The 21,701-nt window shown below is 39.7% G+C and carries 25 protein-coding genes and 2 tRNA genes; 12 read left to right on the plus strand and 15 right to left on the minus strand.

Translation table 11 applies throughout. From position 1 onward, the window contains the following. Positions 1–138: 138 nt before the first annotated feature. The 10 genes from E5N72_RS11605 to E5N72_RS11650 all read right to left on the minus strand — a co-directional run bounded on the left by E5N72_RS11605 (position 139) and on the right by E5N72_RS11650 (position 9,022). Complete coding sequence (locus E5N72_RS11605) at positions 139–360, minus strand: DUF2835 family protein (protein ID WP_135924807.1); 222 nt, start codon at positions 358–360, stop codon at positions 139–141. Beyond that, complete coding sequence (pepN, locus tag E5N72_RS11610; protein WP_135924810.1) at positions 360–2,954, minus strand: aminopeptidase N; 2,595 nt, start codon at positions 2,952–2,954, stop codon at positions 360–362. Before pepN ends, E5N72_RS11605 begins: the two co-directional genes overlap by 1 nt. Before the next feature lie 45 nt (positions 2,955–2,999). After that, a complete protein-coding gene (gene nhaC / locus E5N72_RS11615; RefSeq protein WP_135924812.1) occupies positions 3,000–4,481 on the minus strand; it encodes a Na+/H+ antiporter NhaC in 1,482 nt (493 codons plus the stop codon). A 175-nt stretch (positions 4,482–4,656) separates the two neighbouring features. Beyond that, complete coding sequence (gene prc / locus E5N72_RS11620; protein ID WP_135924815.1) at positions 4,657–6,681, minus strand: carboxy terminal-processing peptidase; 2,025 nt, start codon at positions 6,679–6,681, stop codon at positions 4,657–4,659. A 27-nt stretch (positions 6,682–6,708) separates the two neighbouring features. Further along, positions 6,709–7,374 (minus strand): RNA chaperone ProQ, encoded by a 666-nt coding sequence (proQ, locus tag E5N72_RS11625; protein ID WP_135924818.1) that lies wholly within the window; start codon positions 7,372–7,374, stop codon positions 6,709–6,711. Between the two features lie 14 nt (positions 7,375–7,388). Beyond that, complete coding sequence (locus E5N72_RS11630) at positions 7,389–7,667, minus strand: hypothetical protein (RefSeq protein WP_135924820.1); 279 nt, start codon at positions 7,665–7,667, stop codon at positions 7,389–7,391. After that, entirely contained in the window at positions 7,664–8,125 is a 462-nt protein-coding gene (locus tag E5N72_RS11635; RefSeq protein ID WP_135924823.1) for a GAF domain-containing protein, read from the minus strand. Before E5N72_RS11635 ends, E5N72_RS11630 begins: the two co-directional genes overlap by 4 nt. 125 nt (positions 8,126–8,250) lie before the next feature. Beyond that, entirely contained in the window at positions 8,251–8,646 is a 396-nt protein-coding gene (locus E5N72_RS11640) for a hypothetical protein (protein ID WP_135924825.1), read from the minus strand. Positions 8,647–8,798: 152 nt separating this feature from the next. Continuing rightward, positions 8,799–8,889 (minus strand) — tRNA-Ser (locus tag E5N72_RS11645). A gap of 42 nt (positions 8,890–8,931) precedes the next feature. Then, positions 8,932–9,022 (minus strand) — tRNA-Ser (locus E5N72_RS11650). A 259-nt stretch (positions 9,023–9,281) separates the two neighbouring features. Between E5N72_RS11650 and E5N72_RS11655 the strand changes: the two genes are divergently transcribed. The 12 genes from E5N72_RS11655 (at position 9,282) to E5N72_RS11710 (ending at position 17,355) form a co-directional block, all read left to right on the plus strand. After that, complete coding sequence (locus E5N72_RS11655) at positions 9,282–9,947, plus strand: Bax inhibitor-1/YccA family protein (protein ID WP_135924827.1); 666 nt, start codon at positions 9,282–9,284, stop codon at positions 9,945–9,947. Between the two features lie 55 nt (positions 9,948–10,002). Further along, positions 10,003–10,356: a sulfurtransferase complex subunit TusD gene (gene tusD / locus E5N72_RS11660; RefSeq protein ID WP_135924830.1), complete on the plus strand. Its 354-nt coding sequence runs from the start codon at positions 10,003–10,005 to the stop codon at positions 10,354–10,356. Beyond that, a complete protein-coding gene (gene tusC, locus E5N72_RS11665; RefSeq protein WP_135924832.1) occupies positions 10,353–10,709 on the plus strand; it encodes a sulfurtransferase complex subunit TusC in 357 nt (118 codons plus the stop codon). The genes tusD and tusC overlap by 4 nt, the downstream gene beginning before the upstream one ends. Beyond that, the gene (gene tusB / locus E5N72_RS11670) at positions 10,706–10,972 is read left to right on the plus strand and encodes a sulfurtransferase complex subunit TusB (RefSeq protein ID WP_135924835.1); all 267 of its coding nucleotides are present in this window, start codon (positions 10,706–10,708) and stop codon (positions 10,970–10,972) included. The genes tusC and tusB overlap by 4 nt, the downstream gene beginning before the upstream one ends. Before the next feature lie 3 nt (positions 10,973–10,975). Further along, complete coding sequence (locus E5N72_RS11675) at positions 10,976–11,305, plus strand: TusE/DsrC/DsvC family sulfur relay protein (RefSeq protein WP_135924837.1); 330 nt, start codon at positions 10,976–10,978, stop codon at positions 11,303–11,305. Then, positions 11,305–11,952: an rRNA large subunit pseudouridine synthase E gene (locus E5N72_RS11680; RefSeq protein WP_135924840.1), complete on the plus strand. Its 648-nt coding sequence runs from the start codon at positions 11,305–11,307 to the stop codon at positions 11,950–11,952. The genes E5N72_RS11675 and E5N72_RS11680 overlap by 1 nt, the downstream gene beginning before the upstream one ends. Continuing rightward, positions 11,945–12,379, plus strand: a complete 435-nt coding sequence (locus E5N72_RS11685) for an NUDIX hydrolase (protein WP_135924843.1) — start codon at positions 11,945–11,947, stop codon at positions 12,377–12,379. The genes E5N72_RS11680 and E5N72_RS11685 overlap by 8 nt, the downstream gene beginning before the upstream one ends. 176 nt (positions 12,380–12,555) lie before the next feature. Then, positions 12,556–13,656, plus strand: coding sequence for a tRNA 2-thiouridine(34) synthase MnmA (gene mnmA, locus E5N72_RS11690; RefSeq protein WP_119852693.1), 1,101 nt, complete (start codon positions 12,556–12,558; stop codon positions 13,654–13,656). Continuing rightward, positions 13,656–14,258, plus strand: coding sequence for a high frequency lysogenization protein HflD (gene hflD, locus E5N72_RS11695; RefSeq protein WP_135924845.1), 603 nt, complete (start codon positions 13,656–13,658; stop codon positions 14,256–14,258). Before mnmA ends, hflD begins: the two co-directional genes overlap by 1 nt. Before the next feature lie 33 nt (positions 14,259–14,291). Next, positions 14,292–15,662 (plus strand): adenylosuccinate lyase, encoded by a 1,371-nt coding sequence (purB, locus tag E5N72_RS11700; protein ID WP_135924849.1) that lies wholly within the window; start codon positions 14,292–14,294, stop codon positions 15,660–15,662. Between the two features lie 73 nt (positions 15,663–15,735). Then, the gene (locus tag E5N72_RS11705; RefSeq protein WP_135924851.1) at positions 15,736–16,881 is read left to right on the plus strand and encodes a cupin domain-containing protein; all 1,146 of its coding nucleotides are present in this window, start codon (positions 15,736–15,738) and stop codon (positions 16,879–16,881) included. 12 nt (positions 16,882–16,893) lie between these two features. Then, a complete protein-coding gene (locus E5N72_RS11710) occupies positions 16,894–17,355 on the plus strand; it encodes a GNAT family N-acetyltransferase (protein WP_135924853.1) in 462 nt (153 codons plus the stop codon). Between the two features lie 46 nt (positions 17,356–17,401). Here E5N72_RS11710 and E5N72_RS11715 read toward each other — a convergent pair whose 3' ends face one another. From E5N72_RS11715 to E5N72_RS11735, 5 genes are all read right to left on the minus strand, one after another. After that, complete coding sequence (locus tag E5N72_RS11715) at positions 17,402–17,848, minus strand: DUF4826 family protein (RefSeq protein WP_135924855.1); 447 nt, start codon at positions 17,846–17,848, stop codon at positions 17,402–17,404. A 113-nt stretch (positions 17,849–17,961) separates the two neighbouring features. After that, a complete protein-coding gene (locus E5N72_RS11720) occupies positions 17,962–18,498 on the minus strand; it encodes a DUF924 family protein (RefSeq protein WP_135924858.1) in 537 nt (178 codons plus the stop codon). Between the two features lie 3 nt (positions 18,499–18,501). Further along, positions 18,502–19,746 carry a lipoprotein-releasing ABC transporter permease subunit gene (locus tag E5N72_RS11725; protein WP_135924860.1) on the minus strand — a complete coding sequence of 415 codons (1,245 nt, stop codon included), beginning with the start codon at positions 19,744–19,746 and terminating at the stop codon, positions 18,502–18,504. Continuing rightward, positions 19,736–20,434, minus strand: coding sequence for a lipoprotein-releasing ABC transporter ATP-binding protein LolD (gene lolD, locus E5N72_RS11730; protein WP_135924863.1), 699 nt, complete (start codon positions 20,432–20,434; stop codon positions 19,736–19,738). The genes E5N72_RS11725 and lolD overlap by 11 nt, the downstream gene beginning before the upstream one ends. Beyond that, a complete protein-coding gene (locus E5N72_RS11735; protein ID WP_135924865.1) occupies positions 20,427–21,644 on the minus strand; it encodes a lipoprotein-releasing ABC transporter permease subunit in 1,218 nt (405 codons plus the stop codon). Before E5N72_RS11735 ends, lolD begins: the two co-directional genes overlap by 8 nt. Positions 21,645–21,701: the final 57 nt, after the last annotated feature.

The following is a 21,701-nucleotide window of genomic DNA, read 5'->3' on the forward strand; positions in this document are numbered from 1 at the left end:
ATACACGTAAATTAACAATAGAACAAATCGAATTAACAAAAATATAATAAAATTACTGTTTTGAAGAGCAAGAAAATAACTACAAATGAGGCTTTTTTACTGGGTACTGAGCAATAAAAAAGCAGCTATAGCTGCTTTTTAACTCACTTTCTCTAATTTTATAAACTGATTTTCATCGGTTAATGTTAGCCGAAAGCGCCCTCTTATTCCTAAAGAAGAAATGTGCGGGCGTAAATAACGAGCATCGAATCGTACGATTTTACCGCCGTCTTCTGTTACCTGAACAGACTTATATTTACCATGATAGTAATCAAGACATTCAGCATAACTAAGGTACAAAGCAAAATAGTATTCTCTCATTAGCTTTCAAGTGCTTTCTCAACCTTTTCAAATAAATCATCGCTTAACCCTTCTAAATTTGCTAAACGCATTAACTGCGCTTTTATAGCTGCTGAACGATTTTCGTCGTAACGTCGCCATGACATAAATGGGGTTAGCATTCGCGATGCATTTTGAGGGTTAATATCATTTAATTTAACTAATAAGTCGCCCAAAAGTTCATAACCTTTACCATCAGCTCGATGGAATTGGGTAATATTAAAATGACTAAAGCTGCCAACTAATGCCCGTACACGATTTGGGTTTCCAAAATCGAAGCTTGGATGATTATAAAGAGCTTTAATATCTTCAATACTGCTCGCTGTCTCTTTCATCGCTTGCAGTGCAAACCATTTATCCATCACAAGTACATCATGACGCCATTTTGCATCAAATTCATCAAGTAATGTGTCACATAATGGGTGGTTAGCTTTCACAACAGCACTTAATGCTGCCAATACATTCGTCATATTACTACTGTGAGCAGACTCATTAATTAAGCTATTTACTGAGTTGTGATTTGTTTTAGCTAAATAGTACAAGCAAACTTGTTTAAGAGCACGTACGGCTACAGCAGTTGCAGTTGTTGAACCATCATCTTCAAGCGCGTTATAACAATTTACCAATGATTCTGTTAGGTGAGTTGCTATTTGTGATTCAAATGCATTTTGTACAGCAATAATGTCATCAACAGGGATAACTGCATATTCTGCTGCGAGGGTATCGTAGCTAGGCAGTTTTAAAAGCTCAGCAATCAGAGCAAGATCACCCTCTCGCTGATCAATTAATGCTTTTAATGCGAATAAAATGTCATCCGATAAACAGGCTTCACCGCTGGCAATCGCCGCTTTCATTTCATTGGTAAATAAACGCTGCTGAGCATCCCAACGTGAAAAATCACTGCGAGCAAACCGCATAATATGTAACAGATCTGCAGCAGATGTATCTTGATTAACAATACACGGCGCAGAGAAATCTTCTAGTAGTACAGCTACAGGGCGCTGTTTAATACCTTCAAAAACAAACTGCTGTGTTTTTTCAGTGACATTTAATACCGAATCTTGTGGCTGGTTATTAATCACAAGAGGTAGTGACTGCCCTACACTGTCTAAAAGCTCAACAGCAAACGGAATATGCAATAAGGCATTGTCAGGTTGATTATCAGGAGCAAACTGTTCAATGCTCAGTGTGAAGGTCTGCTTTTGTTCATCGTAAACTTGTTCTACATTAAGTTTTGGCGTACCAGCTTGACTATACCAACGCTTAAATTGCGTTAAATCGATACCTGATGCATCACTCATAGCAGCAACAAAATCATCACAGGTAACAGCTTGTCCGTCATGACGCTCAAAATACAATGACATACCTTGTTGGAACTTTTCTTCTCCCAGTAAGGTATGCATCATACGAATAACTTCAGCCCCTTTGTCATACACAGTAACCGTGTAAAAATTGTTCATTTCGATGACTTTTTCAGGGCGAATTGGGTGTGCCATTGGCCCCGCATCTTCACTAAATTGGTGCGTTCGCATCACTTTTACCGCATCAATTCGATTGAGTGCTCGCGACCCCATATCACTACTAAACTCTTGATCGCGGAAAACAGTCAATCCCTCTTTTAAAGACAATTGGAACCAATCACGGCATGTAACTCGGTTTCCTGTCCAGTTGTGGAAGTACTCATGTCCGACTATGGATTCAATTGTATGGTAATCTTTATCTGTTGCTGTTTCTTGATTCGCCAGAACACATTTAGAGTTAAAGATATTTAAACCTTTATTTTCCATCGCGCCCATGTTGAAGAAATCAACAGCGACAATCATGTAAATATCTAAATCGTATTCAAGGTTAAAGCGCTCTTCATCCCATCGCATTGATTTTTTTAGTGATGTCATAGCATGAGGTGTTTTTGATAAATTTCCTTTATCAACAAATAAAGCTAATTCAACATTGCGACCTGACTTGGTTGTATAATGATCACGTAGCACATCAAAGTCACCAGCGACTAATGCAAATAAGTAGCTAGGCTTTTTAAATGGGTCTTGCCATTTTACAAAGTGTCGACCGTCATCTAAGTTACCAGCCTCAATTTGGTTACCATTTGAGAGCAAGTGAGTATATTTTTTGTCAGCAATAATAGTCACATCAAAACTAGCAAGTACGTCTGGGCGGTCGAGGTAATAGGTAATTTTTCGAAAACCTTCGGCTTCACATTGCGTACAGTAAGCACCACCCGACAAATACAAACCTTCTAGTGAAGTATTCGTTTGCGGATCAATATGGTTTTCTATTTTCAGAATAAAGTTATCAGGTAGGTTATGAATGATTAGTTTTTCATCTTCGAGTGTATAATCATCATAGGCTTTATCATCAACCACTACTGAGATGAGCGTTAAATCAACACCATCAAGAGCAAGGTCCGAATTACTTTCATCAGTACGATTGATTGTCATTGTAGACTGTACTGACGTTTGTAAAGGCGCTAATTCGAAGCGTAAATCGATATGTTGAATTGAAAATTGAGGGGCTTGATAATCTTTTAAATATTGAGCTTGAGGTTTACTCGTAGCAGACATAACTGGCTCCAAAATGGCCCTGCAACTATACAGGGCCTAAGTTTATTATTCAGCGCTAGCTTCTTGTTTAACGTGTTTTGGGGTAATACGTAAAATCTTAATACCTAAATAGGCGTAAACAACCGCTAAGAATGGATTAATTAAATTAAAGAATGCATACATAGCGTAATCAAATGGATTTATTAATAAAACACTCTGCATGTAAGCACCACAGGTATTCCAAGGTATAAGTGGGCTTGTAATAGTACCGCCATCTTCTAATGTGCGAGATAAGTTAACTGGCTTCAAACCGCGCTTTTCGTACTCGTCTTTAAACATTCGACCAGGAACAACAATCGCAATATATTGGTCAGCTGCTACCGCATTGGTACCAATACAGGTTGCGATAGTGGCAGTAATAAGCGAGCCTGTGCTTTTTGCTATTTTTAAAATGCTCTTTACGAACATATCAAGTAAACCGGTTTTTTCCATAATAGCGCCGAACATCAAGGCTGTCATAATCAGCCAAGTTGTTGTTAGCATGCCTGCCATACCGCCACCACTTAATAGTGAGTCCATTTTTTCATCGCCAGTATCGATACTGAAACCGTCGAAGAAGGTTGTCCAAACTAGTTTAAAATAGCCAATCGCGTGGCCTTGTGATGCATCAATTTGGCTATTTATTAAATCTGATTGAAATAACATCGCCCAAATCGCACCTAATACTGCCCCGATAGAAATTGCAGGAAAAGCTGGCATCTTACGGATTGCCAAGAAAAGTAATACAGCTAATGGCACTAGCATCTCAAAGCCAATATTGAAGTTTTGCTCTAATAAATTAACGATTTCATCAATACGGCCTGCTTCTGTCGAACCACCTGCATTAAATCCCATAAAAATAAAAATAATTAACGCAATAATAAAGCTTGGCACTGTTGTCCAGAGCATATGATGAATATGTTCAAATAAATCAGCTCCCGCAACAGCCGGTGCCAAATTAGTGGTTTCTGATAATGGACTTAACTTATCACCAAAGTAAGCACCAGAAATAACCGCACCCGCAGTAACAACTTGTTCAAGGCCAAGGCCTGTTGCGACACCAAGCAGTGCAACACCAATGGTCGCAGCTGTAGTCCATGAGCTACCGATACTCATCGCAACAATGCCACAAATTAAGCAACTTGCTGCGTAAAACCAGCTTGGATTAATGATCTGTAAACCATAGTAAATTAAGGTTGGTACAGTGCCTGAAAGTAGCCAAGTACCAATTAAAGCACCGACCATCAAAAGAATGATGATTGCACCAAGAGACAAAGTGATCCCTTCGATCATGGCTTGTTCTAGTTTCTTCCAGGTATAACCATTTTTTAAGCCAATTAATGCGGCAGTAAAGGTGGCAAATAATAATGCGATTTGATTTGGACCCGATGATGAGTTATCACCGAATAAGTAAACTGCTGCACCTAGCAGGCAAACCAGCACTGAAATTGGGATCAGGGCGTCCAAAAAGCTGGCCTGTTTAACAGGTTTATCTTCAACTGAATTCAAAAGATAGTCTCCTACACGTCTTATATGGCGTGTTTAATTATTATTGTTCATAAGCCTCAAACCCTTATAGTTTAAGGCTATCAGTTTTTTCATTATAACAAGATGACCTGTTTTAGGTAGCAAAAAAGGCGCCTAAGCGCCTTTTTATTGAACAATTTTGCTAAAAAAATGCTAATTATTTTTTCGCGATACGACCATATTTAATATAGTCCTGAGTGATCAGAGCCGCTTCTTCTAAGAATGGGTCTAAATCATCTAGCACATCAGGTAAGTCGTCTAGTTTCTCAACTGGCTTTTCACCCAGACGAACCAAACGTTCATTCGCACGCTCTAATGCACGCTCTTCGCCTTCGTCTTTCTCTTTTAAGCGGTCAGCTTCAACTAGTGAGATAGTCTTACGGTCTTTCTCTTCTTGATAGCGCTTAATGTCATCAAACACATAGCCAAACTCAGGTTCACTTGCAATACGTGCATCATGAAGCTTATTAACGTAAGAGATAGCTGGTTTTAGGTTATCAACTGAGTTGTATTTAGCACGGATGATGCTGTCCCAAGGTAGTGCATTATCTTGCTGGCTTTCGCCCCACTCTGCAGGATCGATAGCTGAAGGGAAAGATACGTCTGGTATCACGCCTTTGTGCTGTGTACTGCCGCCATTGATACGGTAGAATTTTGCAATCGTATATTGCACGCTACCTAATGGATGATCATATAAATCGTAAGCACGGCCAAGCGGTTTATGCTGCTGTACAGTGCCTTTACCAAATGTTTGCTCACCAATCACAATTGCACGACCATAATCTTGCATTGCCGCAGCAAAAATTTCTGAGGCAGAGGCACTATAACGGTCAACTAATACCGTTAATGGGCCATCATAAAAAGTCACACCATCACGGTCTTTTTGCTCTTCAATACGATTATTTAGTGTATGGATTTGAACGACCGGGCCTTGATCTATAAATAAACCAGAAAGTTGTGTCGCTTCATATAAAGAACCACCACCATTTTGACGTAAGTCGATGATAATACCATCAACTTTAGCTTCTTTTAATTTAGCAAGCTCAACTTTTACATCTTGTGATAGGTTATTGTAAAAGCCTGGTATTTCAATCACACCGATTTTACTGGTTAAATCTGAATACTTTGCTTCAAACACATTTGATTTGGCAGCACGGTCTTCTAAGCGAATTTTATCACGGGTTATTTCAACCACTTTAGGAGTGCCGTGAGCATCTGCACCTTTTAAATATTGTAAACGTACTTTGGTGCCTTTTGGACCTTTTATAAGCTCAACAACATCATCTAAGCGCCAACCGATAACATCAACAAAGTCTTCACCTTCTTGGGCAACACCAATAATACGGTCATCAGCTTTAATTTGCTCTGACTTATCTGCTGGACCACCCGGTACTAGGCTACGAATTACTGTGTAATCTTCATCATAACTAAGGACTGCGCCGATACCTTCTAACTCAAGGTCCATATCCATCTTGAATTGTTCAGCACGTCGTGGAGATAAATAAGAAGTATGCGCTTCGATGCTTCGTGCAAACGAGTTCATTACAATTTGAAACGCATCTTCACTATTTGTTTGTACTAAGCGTTTTTGCGCATTGTGGTAACGCTTGGTTAAAACATCTTTAATGCCTTGCCAATCTTTACCTGTCATTTTTAAGCGTAACGCATCATATTTAACTCGTTGACGCCATAACTCATCTAACTCAGCCTGAGTTGTTGCCCAACTCGCGTCCTCGCGGTCGAACATGTATTCATCTTCTTTATCAAAAGTCATTTCTTTATCAAGTAATGACAATGAATAATCATAACGCTCAAAACGTCGTTTTAAGCTTAAGTTAAAAATATCAAAAGCAAACCCAAGCTTCCCTGTCGAAAGTGCATTATCAAACTGGTCTTTATATTGCGAGAATGAGGCAATATCTGAAGCTAAAAAAACACTTTTGTTGAAATCAAGGGATTCGATGTAACGATCAAAAACTTGCTCAGATAATTCGTCGTTAAAACGAATAGGTTTGTAGTGTGCACGAGTAAATAAGTTTGTCACCCGTTTACTAGCCGTACTATGCTGGCTTTCTTGCTTAAGAATAGGCAAATCTTCAACAGTTAGATTGTCTGTAGATGCCAATAATGAACCTGAAAACAGGGCAGCGACTAACGGAATGAGCGTAAACTTATTACTCATACACAACTCCTTAATTTTTTACAGCTATTAAATGATATACAGGCTGTCTGCTTTGGTCTTAACTTGCATCCCTGTTACTAACTCAACATGAACCTCATCTTTGTTCACTTCAGTAATAACCGCATTAACAAGTGCTTGGCCAAGTTTAACTTTAACTTTGCTATTTACCTTGACCTCAGAGGCAGGTAAAGGTTCAACTTTTCCAGAACGTTTTGCAGGTGCAGCTTTTGCAGGTGCAGCTTTTGCAGGCTTATTGCTAACTTTAGCGCCTTTTTCAGCTGATTTTGCATGATGACCCGTATTCTTTTTGTAAGATTTTGTGTCACCGTCTTTGCGTGGACGTTGTTGCTTTTTGCGTTTAGCCATTTTTGCACGGCTTTCTTCTAACGCTTTTTGTGCATGTTCAACGTGTTCTTGTTCCACTTTTTCGTCTTGATTACCATCAAGATCGATACGAAACTCAGATTTAGTTACTGCTTCTAAATAACGCCAATTAGAGGTGTATTTTCTTAGCGCTTGACGAACCTGAGTTTTACTTACTTTCTCAGAACCTTCAATGCGCTCAGCGATATCTTTAAAAATACCTACTTTTAGCGGTTGAATGCCGTCTTTTTGTTTAAAACATTGTGGAAATTCTTGGTATAAGAAATCCAGTACTTCATTAATATCTTTTAGCTTGTTTGTGGTTTCCATGTTAGAACCTTTTATTACATCTTTTCATCAAGTGATGAATCGACATAGTGTGTTACCCAGTCGGTCAACTCTTCGAAGTCCGCTTCAATAAGCGCTAAATCACCGCGAAGGTGTTCCCAAATACCATTAATAATTTCATCAATTGATTCACAGTCAAGGTCATCAGGTAGACGATCCCAAGCCATGTGAATCAAGTCGTTGAGCCTTTCAGCAACAACTTCTTCTTCCCCTTCCCAATCACCTACATCGTGAATCGCAAAAAGGTAATCTTGCACATTTAGCAGATCTTTCATTTTAGATTTGCCTCAAAGCATTTTACCAATGCTTCTAAACCAGCTTGATCATCAGTATCAAAACGGCCAATGCTCGGGCTATCAATATCAAGTACAGCAAACACTTTACCATCTTTAAAAACAGGTACAACAATTTCAGAATTTGATGCTGCATCACATGCAATATGACCTGCAAATGCGTGAACATCTTCAACTAATTGTGTTTGTTGTGTTTGTGCAGCAGTCCCACATACTCCTTTACCTACTGGAATACGGATGCATGCTGGATTGCCTTGAAACGGCCCTAACACTAATTCTTCGGGAGAATCCATTAGATAAAAGCCCGCCCAGTTTATATCCTCTAAAGAGGTAAACAACAACGCACTTAAATTTGCCATATTTGCAATGACATTTGATTCACCTGCAATTAGTGATTCAGCTTGTTTAACTAATGACTGGTAAAAATCCTGCTTTTGCATACCAAACTACTTCTTATTAAACATACAGTAGCTAAAGGTACTCTTTGTAAGCAATAAATGAAACCTTTTAAGGGCAAAAAAAAACAATTTGCCCTTAAAATAAGCTAGCTTGATTAAATATTCTGCTATTGATGTGGAGATTGGGTTGCTAACCCCTGTCTTAAACCAAATAAAAACAGCCCTGCTGCTAAGGCAGACATTACTGCATTGATTACAAATGCCATCCCTGTAGTTGCACTTAACAAGTAACTAAAAATTGCCCCACCTAATAATCCCAGTGTCAAAACGCCCGAATAGTTTACTTTTGCATATTTATGCATAAGTAAATAACCCGGCACTACAAACGCCGCCATTGTAAGACCCACAATGTGCGCATTAGCGATTGCACTGACAAGTAGATTAAAAAAAATACTCAGCCCATTACCATCTAAGGTAAAAGCATAATAAAGGCCGAGGATACAACCTACGATAACGGGCGATAATAATGAAAGTCCTACACTCTTTGCTAAACGATGTTTCATAAATTCCCTAATTTCACAAAGATAATACGAGATACGTAAAGCATGGACTAAGTGGTTGAAATGGGAAATATCGACAATAGTCGTAATTTGTAAAACTGAGGAAAGGCTGTAGAAACAAAAAAGCCGCTGAATAAATTCAGCGGCTTCAATGATGGTGGAGAGATAGGGATTTGAACCCTAGAGGGGCTACAAACCCCTGCCGGTTTTCAAGACCGGTGCATTCGACCACTCTGCCATCTCTCCGAATGCGAAAAACCTACTCGCTAACGCCAGTAGTAAAAATAATGGTGGAGAGATAGGGATTTGAACCCTAGAGGGGCTACAAACCCCTGCCGGTTTTCAAGACCGGTGCATTCGACCACTCTGCCATCTCTCCGACGGCGTGCATAATAGATAAGGCAGCTGTGTTTGTGAAGCTTTTTTTTCAAAAATCTGTTTAAGTGATTAAAAAACAACTAAATCGCTCAGCATTAACACAATTAAAGTCAAAATATAATCGATTTGAACTTTTTGATTATTTTGCATGTCTATTGATCTACAAAGGTTTGCCCAAACATATAACTCTTGATAGGCTTAGTTTCAGTTTAATATTGGAACTAACGAACGAATTAAGTTCATTCAAAGGAGCTCTAACAATGGCGTTTAATCAATCGTACAATACCACTAGACCGGTAATGTCGACTATTGAAACAAATAAAGTATTAAAAAATACTTACTTTTTACTGGCTATGACACTTGCTTTTAGCGCAGTAACTGCAGGTATTTCAATGGCGATGAATCTACCTTATTTTATGGGGTTAGTATTTAGCTTGATTGCATTTGGTGTTCTTTTTGTAGTTAACAAAAAGGCTGACAGTGCATCAGGTGTTGCATGGGTGTTTGTATTTACTGGTTTGATGGGCGCGGGCCTTGGCCCTATGCTTAACTACTATGCAGCAATGCCGAACGGTCCAATGCTAATAATGCAAGCGCTTGGTTCTACTGCGTTGATCTTCTTTGGTTTGTCTGCGTATGCACTTACCACTAAAAAAGACTTCTCATTTATGGGCGGCTTTTTAACTGTTGGTTTAATCGTGGTTATCATTGCAAGCCTAGTAAACCTCTTTATTGGTAGCTCTATCACCTTCATGGTTATTAATGCAGCTGTTGTATTGATTATGTCTGGTTTAATCTTATTCGATACAAGCCGTATCATAAATGGCGGCGAGACAAACTATATTCGTGCCACAGTATCTTTATACCTGAACGTCTATAACTTATTTACATCTCTTCTACACCTACTTGGTGCAAGTGATGACTAATTAAATAGTTCTGTTAAAATAGCCCCTTTCTAGGGGCTTTTTTATTGGATGCGTTTTGGCAAAATTTGTACTTTCTCTTCACACCGCACCGACTGACCACGATACTACACAACGTCTGATTAAATTTTCACAGGCATGCATTGAGTCAGGTCACACTATTTCAGCTGTTTTTTTATACCAAGCAGGTGTTTTTCATGCCAGCCAACATTTAGAACTTGCCAGTGACGAGCTACCAATAAGTCGTTTGTGGCAAGGTTTACATGAACAAGCTATTCCGCTTTTATTATGCGTTACAGCTGCAGAAAAACGAGGATTAGATATTAACCAGACGGGTGTTTTCACAGTGGCGGGGTTAGCTGAGTTTGCAATGCTTGCCAGTGATGCTGATAAATGGGTGCAATTTAAATGAAAAACGTTTTAGTTATTAGCCAACACAGCCCGTTTGATGACCAGCATATTCGTGACTCACTCGACACAACGCTAATTTTCGCTGCTATTGAACAAAACATTAGCTGGTTGCTCAGTGGTGAGGCAGTTTTAGCTCTAAAAAAGAATCAACAGCCAGAACAACTTGGTATCAAAAACTATTTTAAAACCATTAAGACGCTTGAGTTATATGATGTAGAAAATATTTATGTGTGCGAAAAATCATTAATAGACTTTAATTTAACAAAAGATAAATTAATTATTGATGTGAAGGTAGCCAGTTTTGAGCAGCAACGTCATTTAATAAGCCAACAAGATCAGGTGGTAACATTATGAGCACACTTCATATATTTGCTAAACCACTTTCTCATTATTGCACCAATACGCTAGCAAATTTAATAGCCGCAGAGGATACTATTCTACTAGTTAGCGACGCTTGCTACAGCAGCACGCAATTTAAGCAATTTTCATCCGCTTTATATTTACTCAATGAAGATGCCACAGCACGAAATATCTCTATAAGCTTGGGCGACATCGCAATCGACTACACGCAATTTGTAGAAATGACTTTAAACACAAAGAACACGATTACTTGGTAAACCATGCTTGAATTTAATAACAAACAAATAGAAACTGACAAACAAGGTTATTTACTTGACTCAAATGATTGGTGTGAAGAGCTTGCACCAATCATTGCTGAGCAAGAGAATATTACGTTAAGTGAACAGCACTGGGAAGTTGTGCACTTTGTGCGTGATTTTTACTTAGAATATAACACCAGCCCAGCAATCCGTATGCTGGTCAAAGCCATGGCCCAAAAACTAGGTGAAGAAAAAGGTAATAGTATGTACTTATATAAACTATTTCCCAAAGGCCCAGCTAAACAAGCAACTAAAATTGCAGGTTTGCCTAAACCGGCTAGGTGCATTTAATGGCAAACAAAGCCAATAGCAAACCACGTCGTAGTAGCGGTCGAACGTATTCAAGGCCCACGCAAAAACGCCAAGTTAAAAAAGCAATCAGCCCAGAGCAGCGCAAAGTAGTGCTGTTTAACAAACCATTTGATGTGCTTTGCCAATTTACTGATGAGCAAAACCGCAAAACGCTTGCCGACTTTATTAGTATTAAAGACGTGTATGCAGCAGGACGCTTAGACAGAGATAGCGAAGGGCTTTTGCTACTTACAAACTGCGGCAAGTTACAACATACACTCACTGAACCCAATAAAAAAACAGCTAAAACGTATTGGGTTCAAGTAGAAGGCGATGTCAGTGATGAGGCTATTTTTGCCCTAAACAAAGGCGTAGAACTTAAAGATGGCATGACCAAGCCTGCCAAGGTTAAACGCATTAACGAACCATCAATTTGGCCGCGTACCCCGCCCGTTCGCGAGCGCAAAAACATACCTACCAGCTGGTTGGAAATCTCTATCACTGAGGGACGCAATCGCCAAGTTCGTCGCATGACTGCTCATGTTGGCTTTCCTACTTTACGATTAATTCGTTACAGCATTGGTAGCTATACTCTCGATGGTTTGGATAGTGGCCAGTTTAAAGTAGTGAACAATCCAGATGCATAAACCTAATGTCACAGTCGCGGCTATCGTTACATGCGAAGATAAGTTTTTACTTGTTAAAGAACGCGATAAACACACAGGTGAGATCTGTTATAACCAGCCTGCCGGTCATTTGGAGGCAAATGAAACCTTAGCTGAAGCTGCTTGTCGTGAGCTTATTGAAGAGACAGGTATTAGCCTTAATGCCAGCCATCTGGTTGGTATTTACAATTTACATGCGGCTAATGGCTTCCATTATATGCGTTTTAGCTTTGCTTTTACTTGCCCAGAGCTATATTTACCATCCCCCCAAGATAATGACATTCTCAGTGCCGATTGGTTTAGCATTGAGCAAATAAGAAACTTACCACTTAGAAGCCCGCTGGTTTTAAAATGCATTGAAGATCATTTAGCTGGCCAAGCCTACCCCCTAAGTTTGATTTACCAATAACTGCTGTAATTTTGGCTGGTTTGGGCGTCTAAAAGTATGCTATATCCAACCCACTATTACTTGCAATCAATGCCTTGCCTAAATCGCTTTTAATTCCAACTGAAACTCGCATCTTGAGGTGGTTTGGGTATATAATACCGCCCTTTCCATAGCAGTTAAAAATGACAGCGAATATTATGAGCGAAAATAGTCACATTAAAGTCATCGTGGGTATGTCCGGCGGTGTTGATTCTTCTGTATCAGCGTATTTATTAAAGCAGCAAGGCTATCAAGTTGAAGGCCTGTTCATGAAAAACTGGGAAGAAGACGATAATGATGAATATTGCGCTGCAGCTGAAGACCTAAAAGACGCACAAGCTGTGTGCGACAAGCTAGGCATTGAGCTTCACACTGTAAATTTTGCAGCCGAATACTGGGACAACGTATTTGAGTACTTTTTAGCTGAGTACAAAGCAGGCCGTACGCCAAACCCAGACATCATGTGTAATAAAGAAATCAAATTCAAAGCATTTTTAGAATTTGCAGCGCAAGCACTGGGTGCAGATTATATCGCGACTGGTCACTATGTACGCCGCGAAAAACGTGGTGATAAATTTGTCATGTGTCGTGGTCTTGATGACAACAAAGATCAAAGCTATTTCTTGTACACATTAAGCCATGAGCATATTGCACAAACACTTTTCCCTGTTGGCGACATTGCAAAACCAGAAGTACGCCGTATTGCTGAAGAGCAAGATTTAATTACGCATGATAAAAAAGACAGCACTGGTATTTGCTTTATCGGTGAGCGTAAATTTAAAGACTTTTTACAAAAATTCTTACCAGCTCAGCCAGGTAAAATCGAAGATACCGATGGCAATGAAGTGGGTGAGCACGAAGGTTTGATGTACCACACACTGGGTCAACGTAAAGGCCTATTAATTGGCGGCATGAAAGAAGGCTCAGGTGAACCTTGGTACGTTGTAGATAAAGACGTTGAGCGCAACGTACTAGTAGTTGGCCAAGGTAAAGACCACCCTCGCCTATACAGTAATGGCTTAAATGCAAATCAACTTCACTGGGTTGACCGCGAAGGCCCTAAAGGGACTACGCGCTGTACGGTTAAAACCCGTTATCGCCAAGAAGATATCAGTTGTACATTACTCGTTGGTGAAGATGGTATGGCACGCGTGTTATTTGATGAGCCACAAAAAGCCGTGACTCCTGGTCAATCAGCCGTTTTCTATGCTGACGAAGTCTGCTTAGGCGGTGGGATTATTGATTCGGTGATCAAATAATGACAGAGCACCAAGTCATGGCGTTAGCTGCCATGTGTCAAGTTGCCAAACAAGTACAAAAAGTTGCGCAATATGGCCAAGGTAGCGACCACGAATTAGAAAAGTTATTAAACTGTATAATTGAAACATCACCAAATAGCCCTGAAGATGTGTATCAGGGTAAACATAATTTACGTGAAGGTTATCGCATTTTGATTGCACAGCTTTCTACCGGCGCAGACAAAGACGTCGAAATCGTGAAATATGTGGGTGGTTTAATGCAATTAGAACGTGCATTAAGTTCAAAACAAAACAGCTTAAATGAATTAGGTCGTCGCATTGATGATGTTAAACGTCGCCTCGACCATTTTGCTATCACAGATGATACTGTTGTAGCAGCGCTTGCTGATATTTACTCATCGGTGCTAAGCCCCCTTGGGCATCGTATTCAAGTTTACGGCAAGCCAGAGTTATTAAAACAGCAGCTCACGCAAAACAAAATTCGTGCCCTATTATTGGCCGGAATTCGTAGTGCCGTGTTATGGCGACAAATGGGCGGTAAGCGCCGTCATTTTTTCTTTGCAAAAAGAAAAATCCTCGCTATTGCTAAACAATCAATTTAATTATCGTTCAAACTAGACAATTTAGGAGTCATTATGGAGCTTTCAGCGTTAACCGCTATCTCTCCGGTAGATGGTCGCTATGGCAGCAAGACCACGGAACTACGCAGCATTTTCAGCGAATTTGGTTTAATCAAATACCGTGTAACTGTTGAAGTTCGTTGGTTACAAGCTTTGTCTGCAGCAAGCGCAATCACAGAAGTACCGGCATTTAGCGACGAGGCTAATGCTTTACTTAATGCCATTGTTGATAACTTTAGCGAAGCGGATGCTGCACGCGTTAAAGAGATCGAGCGCACAACTAACCATGACGTAAAAGCAGTTGAATACCTACTTAAAGAGAAAGTAGCTGACAACGCAGAGCTAAACGCAGTTAACGAATTCATTCACTTTGCCTGTACTTCAGAAGACATCAATAACCTGTCTCACGGTTTAATGCTTACAGAAGCGCGTGATAAAGTATTACTTCCATACTGTGACCAACTTCTAAATGCATTGAAAGAAAAAGCAGTTGAATACAAGTCAGTTGCGATGATGACGCGTACCCACGGTCAACCTGCTACGCCATCTACAATGGGTAAAGAGTTTGCAAACGTATACATGCGCTTAAAGCGTCAACGTGACCAAATTGCCAAGGTAGAAATGTTAGGTAAAATCAACGGTGCTGTAGGTAACTACAACGCTCACCTTAGTGCTTACCCAGATTACGATTGGCACAGCCACGCTGAGCAATTTGTAACAAGCCTAGGTTTAACATTTAACCCATTCACAACACAAATCGAGCCGCATGATTACATTGCAGAGTTATTCGATGCAGTTGCACGTTTCAACACTGTATTACTTGATTTTGACCGTGACGTTTGGGGCTACATTGCACTAAACCACTTTAAACAAAAAACAATCGCAGGTGAGATTGGTTCATCTACTATGCCTCACAAAGTAAACCCGATTGATTTTGAAAACTCTGAAGGTAACTTAGGTATTGCTAACGCTATCTTTACTCACCTTGCGCAAAAACTACCTGTTTCTCGCTGGCAACGTGACTTAACTGACTCAACAGTGTTACGTAACCTAGGTGTTGGTATGGGCTACACTTTGATCGCTTACCAAGCGACATTAAAAGGTGTAAGCAAACTTGAAGTAAACGAAGCGCGTTTACTAGAAGAGCTAGACCAAAACTGGGAATTACTAGCAGAGCCAATTCAAACGGTAATGCGTAAATATGGTATCGAAAAGCCATACGAAAAACTTAAAGACCTTACGCGTGGTAAGCGCGTAAACCAAGAAATCATGGCTGATTTCATCGATGGTCTTGAGTTACCTGAAGAAGCAAAAGTAGAAATGAAAAAATTAACACCGGCTAATTACATTGGTCGTGCTGTTGAGTTCATCGACAACTTAGCTTAAATTCAAATTAAGACTTAAAAAAGCGAAAGGCCTTCCTTTCGCTTTTTTTATATCAATTCGCTTAGGTCATGTTATGTATCAATTAACCATCAATTCATTAACCCAAGAGCAATTTTTAGCTGAGTATTGGCAAAAGAAGCCATTACTTATTAAGCAAGGCTTCAAAGATTTTGCTGATCCTATTGAGCCCGAAGAACTTGCTGGGCTTGCCATGGAAGAAAGCATTGAATCACGTATTGTGACCAATCACTCAGATGATTGGCAAGCATACCATGGTCCATTTGAAGACTTTAGCTTGCTAACTGAGAAGCACGCTACGTTACTCGTACAAGCGGTTGACCATTGGCATAACGATGCAGCGCAACTACTGGAGCCATTTCGCTTTATTCCAAACTGGCGTATTGATGACTTGATGATCAGCTACTCTACGCCGGGTGGTGGCGTGGGTCCGCATTTAGATCAATACGATGTGTTTATTATTCAGGGCGAAGGTAAACGCCATTGGCGCGTTGGTTTACCTGATGCGAACTTAAAACAATTTGCGCAAAATAAAAGCTTATTACAAGTTGAGCAATTTCCTGCCGTGATCGATTGTGTGTTAGAACCGGGTGATATTCTTTATATTCCACCAGGCTGCCCGCACGAGGGTTACGCTGTTGAAAATGCACTTAATTATTCTGTAGGTTTTAGAGCACCAAACCAACGCGACTTGTTATCCCAATTTGCAGATCACCTGATTGATACTGAGCTTGGTAATCAACGATATGGTGATCCAGAGCTAAAATTACGTGCCTCAAAAGGTGAACTAAGCCAAACTGAAGCCGAAAAAGTGAAGCAATTAATGATTGCTGCAATCAATGATGACTCAGTATTTAAGACATGGCTTGGCAATAGTATGAGCCAGCCAAAACATGAAATGGACCTAGCACCACTAGAAGAACCATACACGCTTGATGATGTAAAAGCACTGTTAGATGATGATATGCTCATTTTTGAACGCTTAGGCGGCACACGTGCAATTTATCAAATCATCGATGATAAAGTACTTTTTAGTGTTAATGGGGTCAATTATATGCATGATCTAGAAGATCTTTCTCTAATAAAAAGATTAACAGACCAAACATCACTGACCGCTAGCGATATAAATAGTTCAAAAAATAACCACATTTTCCTAAAAACTTTTACTACACTATTAAATGAGGGTATTTGGTTTTGTTAGGAGCGTGTTTATATGGGCTACATGATAGATGAAGTTGAATGGAGTATCGACAAGGAACTATTGCAACAAATCCGAGAGAGGGTATTTGTTTGCGAATTACATATTCCAAAACACGTCGAATTTGACCATTTAGATAAAACGGCTCATCACGTACTTGTTACTGATGAAAGTAATAAATGTCCAGTTGCGACTGGGCGCTTGTGTAATGATGGCTTAATTGGTCGGATTGCTGTATTACCTGAACACCGTAACCGATCAGTTTACAAATCATTATTGAATTACTTAGTAGGTTTAGCTGAAAAACAAGGCTGTGATTGCGTTAGTATCAATTGCATATTAAATGAAGTTGATCGATTTAAACGAAATGGGTTTTCGGCTGATGGCTTAGTATTTATGGAGGCAGGAATTCCAAGACAACGAATGCTCTGCCCTATCAAGCAATTTGATACGCGGCCATTCACTTTGGTGCACTAGATGGTTTAAAAAGCTGAATATAATTATTCAGCTTTTTTATTTAAAGTTAAGCTGGCTCATTTTGCCACATATCATCTTTTTCGAATAACTCATATAAACCATGAGCGCGGTTAATGAGTAAATTAGCAAAATCTACTTTGGTCTTATCTACAGCGCCTGACTGCATTAGTTGATCAGCCTTTAGTTGCCATTGCATTGAGAAATATCTAAGTACTTCACGGGCATTGGTTGCTGCACTCGCTTCTGCGTGATCGGTTGGTAAACGCCCTGTGATAACCCAATAGCTTTTACCATTTTGTGCTTTAAACTTCCAAATAGCCACTAATGGCGCAATGAAACGGCTTTCTTTCTCAACAACTGTTTGCGGGATAACGCCTTTTTCAGCTAAATGCTTTTGTGCATTCTGGAAACATTCTCTTTGCCACATAACACTTTGTTTTTGCGCTTCGGCTTGTTCTTCTGGTGTTAATGGTCTTGCTTGTTTTTGTTCCATGGTGGTTACTCTTTTACAACATTTCTGACACTTTAAGGTTTAAAATGGCGCTGTGCAAGTGTTTACGGGCAATCAAATGGCATTTTAATTTACTTGCCTACTATTCAGTCAACTCAGAAAGAAGAGTTAGGCTCTGTTAAAAATTGCAGCTCTTCAGGTGTTGATTCACGACCTAAAATTGCGTTGCGGTGTGGATAGCGACCAAACCTATCAATAATAACTTTGTGCTTTAGTTCAAATTCATAATTACTCATGCCTTTAAACAATTGCTCAGCCTGCTGATGAATAACTTTGGATTCACTATGCATAAACGGCATATAAATAAACGCAGCTTGAGAGCTAGGTAACTTTTTATCAAAGCCAAGTTCAATTGCTCTTTGCGCTAAGGTTAATGCTTGTGGATCTTGGCTAAAAGCCTGTGCAGTATTTCGATAAATATTGCGTGAAAACTGATCTAACACGATAATTTCAGCTAAAGAGCCTAGGGCATCCACTCGCCAGTCAGCATGCTCGCCAGCGATAACTTGCAATAGACATTCTGAAAACTTAACCGTAATTAATGCATCAGTGTCATCAGATTGCTTATACCAAGCATCTGAGCCTAATTCATTAAACCAAAAATCGATAATCCTTTGCTTATCCATAAACATTCCTTAATTACCGAGTACTTTTGCTGGGTCTACTCGGGTTGCTTGCCACGCAGGGTATAATGTTGCCAAAATAGCGAGGACAAAGGTAACAATCACCGTTATAACGATATCTTGCCAAACGAGTTTACTAGGTAAAAACTCAATGAAATAAACACCTTGTAATGGATTGTCACCTAACAAATGACTGATCCACGAGAATAATTCACTGATATTTAATGCAAGCATAACACCTATAATCGTTCCAAGTATTACGCCAATAAGTGCTTGCGTAAATCCTTGCATAACAAAGGTGGCTAAAATCGTACTGTCTTGTGCTCCCATGGTTTTCAAAATCGCAATATTTGCCTGTTTTTCGCGTACTTCCATAACAAGTGATGAAACAATATTAAAACTAGCTACGGCAATAATTAGAAACACCACGATATACACAATAGTTCGAACCATTTGAATATCTTGATATAAGCTGCCTTGCGTTCTGAACCAACTAGAGACATAGACATAATCTGGGATAACTTGCCCCACCCGCATAGCGGTTTGATGAGCAGCAAATACATCAGCTACTTGTAACCGTAAACCGGTTACTTGGTTTTCATCGAAACTCAGTACACTTTGCGCTTTGTCGAGGCGAATAAAAGCCGCTGTTTCATCAATTGGGCCGCCCATTTTAATAATACCCGCAAGATTCAAACTCACCCGCTTTGGAGCAAGTAAAGTGTTACTTTGCTGGTTTATCTGTGGGATTAATAAGGTAACTGGGTCGCCAATTTTAAGACCTAACCGGTTGACTATTTGTTGTCCTAAAAGTACATCTTCTTGTTGTAACTGACTAACTAAGCGCCCTTCTGTAAATTGGTTTAACGCCGATACTTGGTTTTCAAACTCTGGGCTAACGCCACGCACTTCAACCGCTTTTAACTCACTTTTAAACTGCGCCATGCCGTTGACACTAATAAAAGGTGCTGCACCTGTTACACCGGCTTGAGAGCGCAATAAAGCAACTTTTGACTGCCAATTATTGATTGGTTTATTAGGAGCAACGTATTCAACCTGCGGTACAACCGATAAAAGCCGATGCACTAGTTGTTGCTCAAAGCCATTAATCACTGATAGAGCAACAATTAATACGGCGACTCCCAAAAGTATGCCGATTGTCGAAGCTTTAGCAATAAAGCTTACAAAGCCATTTTGCCCCTCTTTTTGGCCACTGTGAGCGCGAAATCGTTTTGAAATAAAGGCACTAAGCAACATGCTGAGACTCTTTAATTGCAAGCTTACCATCATCTAAATAGGCAATTTTGCCTAGTTTATCTGCAAGCTCTAAATCATGGGTTACCACAACAAAACTAGTTTTTAAGCTGGTATTTAACTCTTTAATCAAGTCATAAATCTTAATTGCGTTTTGTTTATCTAAGTTACCCGTTGGTTCATCGGCTAGCACCAACGCAGGCTCTGTTACCAATGCACGTGCTATTGCAACCCGCTGCCTCTCACCACCTGACAACGCCGATGGTTTATGTTCGCAACGATGAGATAACCCTACTTTATCAAGCATGTTGAGGGCTTTTTCGTTTGCCGCTTTTGCGCTTAAACCTTTAATTAAAAGTGGCATAGCAACATTTTCAATGGCAGTAAATTCCATTAATAAATGATGGAATTGGTAAATGAAGCCCAAATTTTCGTTGCGGAAACTCGCTTGTTGTTTTCGGTTTAATTTAGCAACTTGTTGACCTTTGATTTCAACGGTTCCATCTGTCGCATTATCTAAGGTGCCTAATATATGTAATAAAGTACTTTTACCTGAACCAGAACTACCTACAACGGCTAACATTTCGCCCTGATTGAGCGTTAAATCAACCCCTTTTAAGACTGCAACCTGATTATCGCCATCTTGATACACTTTATTAAGCTGCTGACAATTAATCACTAAATCACTCATAACGTAATACCTCTGCTGGATTCACTTTTGCAGCTTTTCGGGCAGGATACAAAGTAGCTAAAAAGCTCATAGCAATACTCCCTGCGGCAATTAGGCTCAAACTCATAACATCAAATTTAACGGGTAAACTCACACCCGCTAATAAATTAATGCCTAACATATTCAATAACTCATTTATATTGCTACTTAATAGCACGCCTAGTAACGCACCAATGCTGGTGCCAATAACACCATTGTATAAACCCTGGATCATAAATACATGCTGAACTTGTAAAGGAGTTAAACCCAGCGTTTGTAAGATAGCCACTTCACTTTGTTTTTCACTTACCATCATGGTTAATGCAGAAACTATATTAAACACCGCAACAAGCACAATTAAACCAAGTAACATAGACATAATGCGCTTTTCCATCGCCACAGCGGCAAATAACGTCCCTTGACTAGCTCGCCAATCAGTTACTGTGTAATCATTTAAAATTGCTGTTTGAGATTGTAATACTTGCTCTACGGAAAAAGGTTCGTACAAAGAGATACTTAAGTTGGGTGCTGCTGATTTTGCCAGCTTTAAGACTCGGCCTAATGAATAACCACTGGTAAATGCCAATGACATATCAATTTCAGATTGTGTTTCATACAGTGCAGCAACGGTAAACAAACGTTGGCTAGGTACTCGACCAAGGGGTGTATACGAACTGGCATTTGGCATGATCACCCGTACTTTATCCCCAAGCGAAATACCCAATTTACGGCTTAAATAGCGGCTAATCGCAATGTGATAGTTACTGTCCATTACTTGTGACCAATTGCCAGCAACAATTTTATCTTTTACGTTATACAGGGAGCTTCCTTCATCATAGAGCCCTTGCAATAACACGCCTTGTAAATCTTGGTTGGTTTGCAAAATGGCTTCGCCATGGCGATAAAGGTTAACTTGTTTAATATCTTTAGAGTTTGCTAGTTGCTGCTGTAACTGCAACATGGTTTCTTTCGAATTATCTTCAGCTGATACTTCGATATGGGGAATTAAACCAAGCATGTTTGTTTTGAGGTTATTTTCAAAGCCATTCATTACAGAACTGACTGTAAACAAGGCCATTAAGCCAATAGCAATGCCCGCAATTGAGAAAAATGAAATGAACGAGATAAAAGCATTGCCCTTTGATGAGCGACTATATCTCAGCCCTATAAAAAGGCTAACAGGTTGAAACATAATAAGTTATGAATATTCCAAGGGCTAAATATGCGCTCATGTTAGCATAGATTTAGC

It is taken from the genome of Pseudoalteromonas sp. MEBiC 03607 (assembly GCF_004792295.1).
GTDB classification, from domain to species: Bacteria; Pseudomonadota; Gammaproteobacteria; order Enterobacterales; family Alteromonadaceae; genus Pseudoalteromonas; species Pseudoalteromonas lipolytica_C.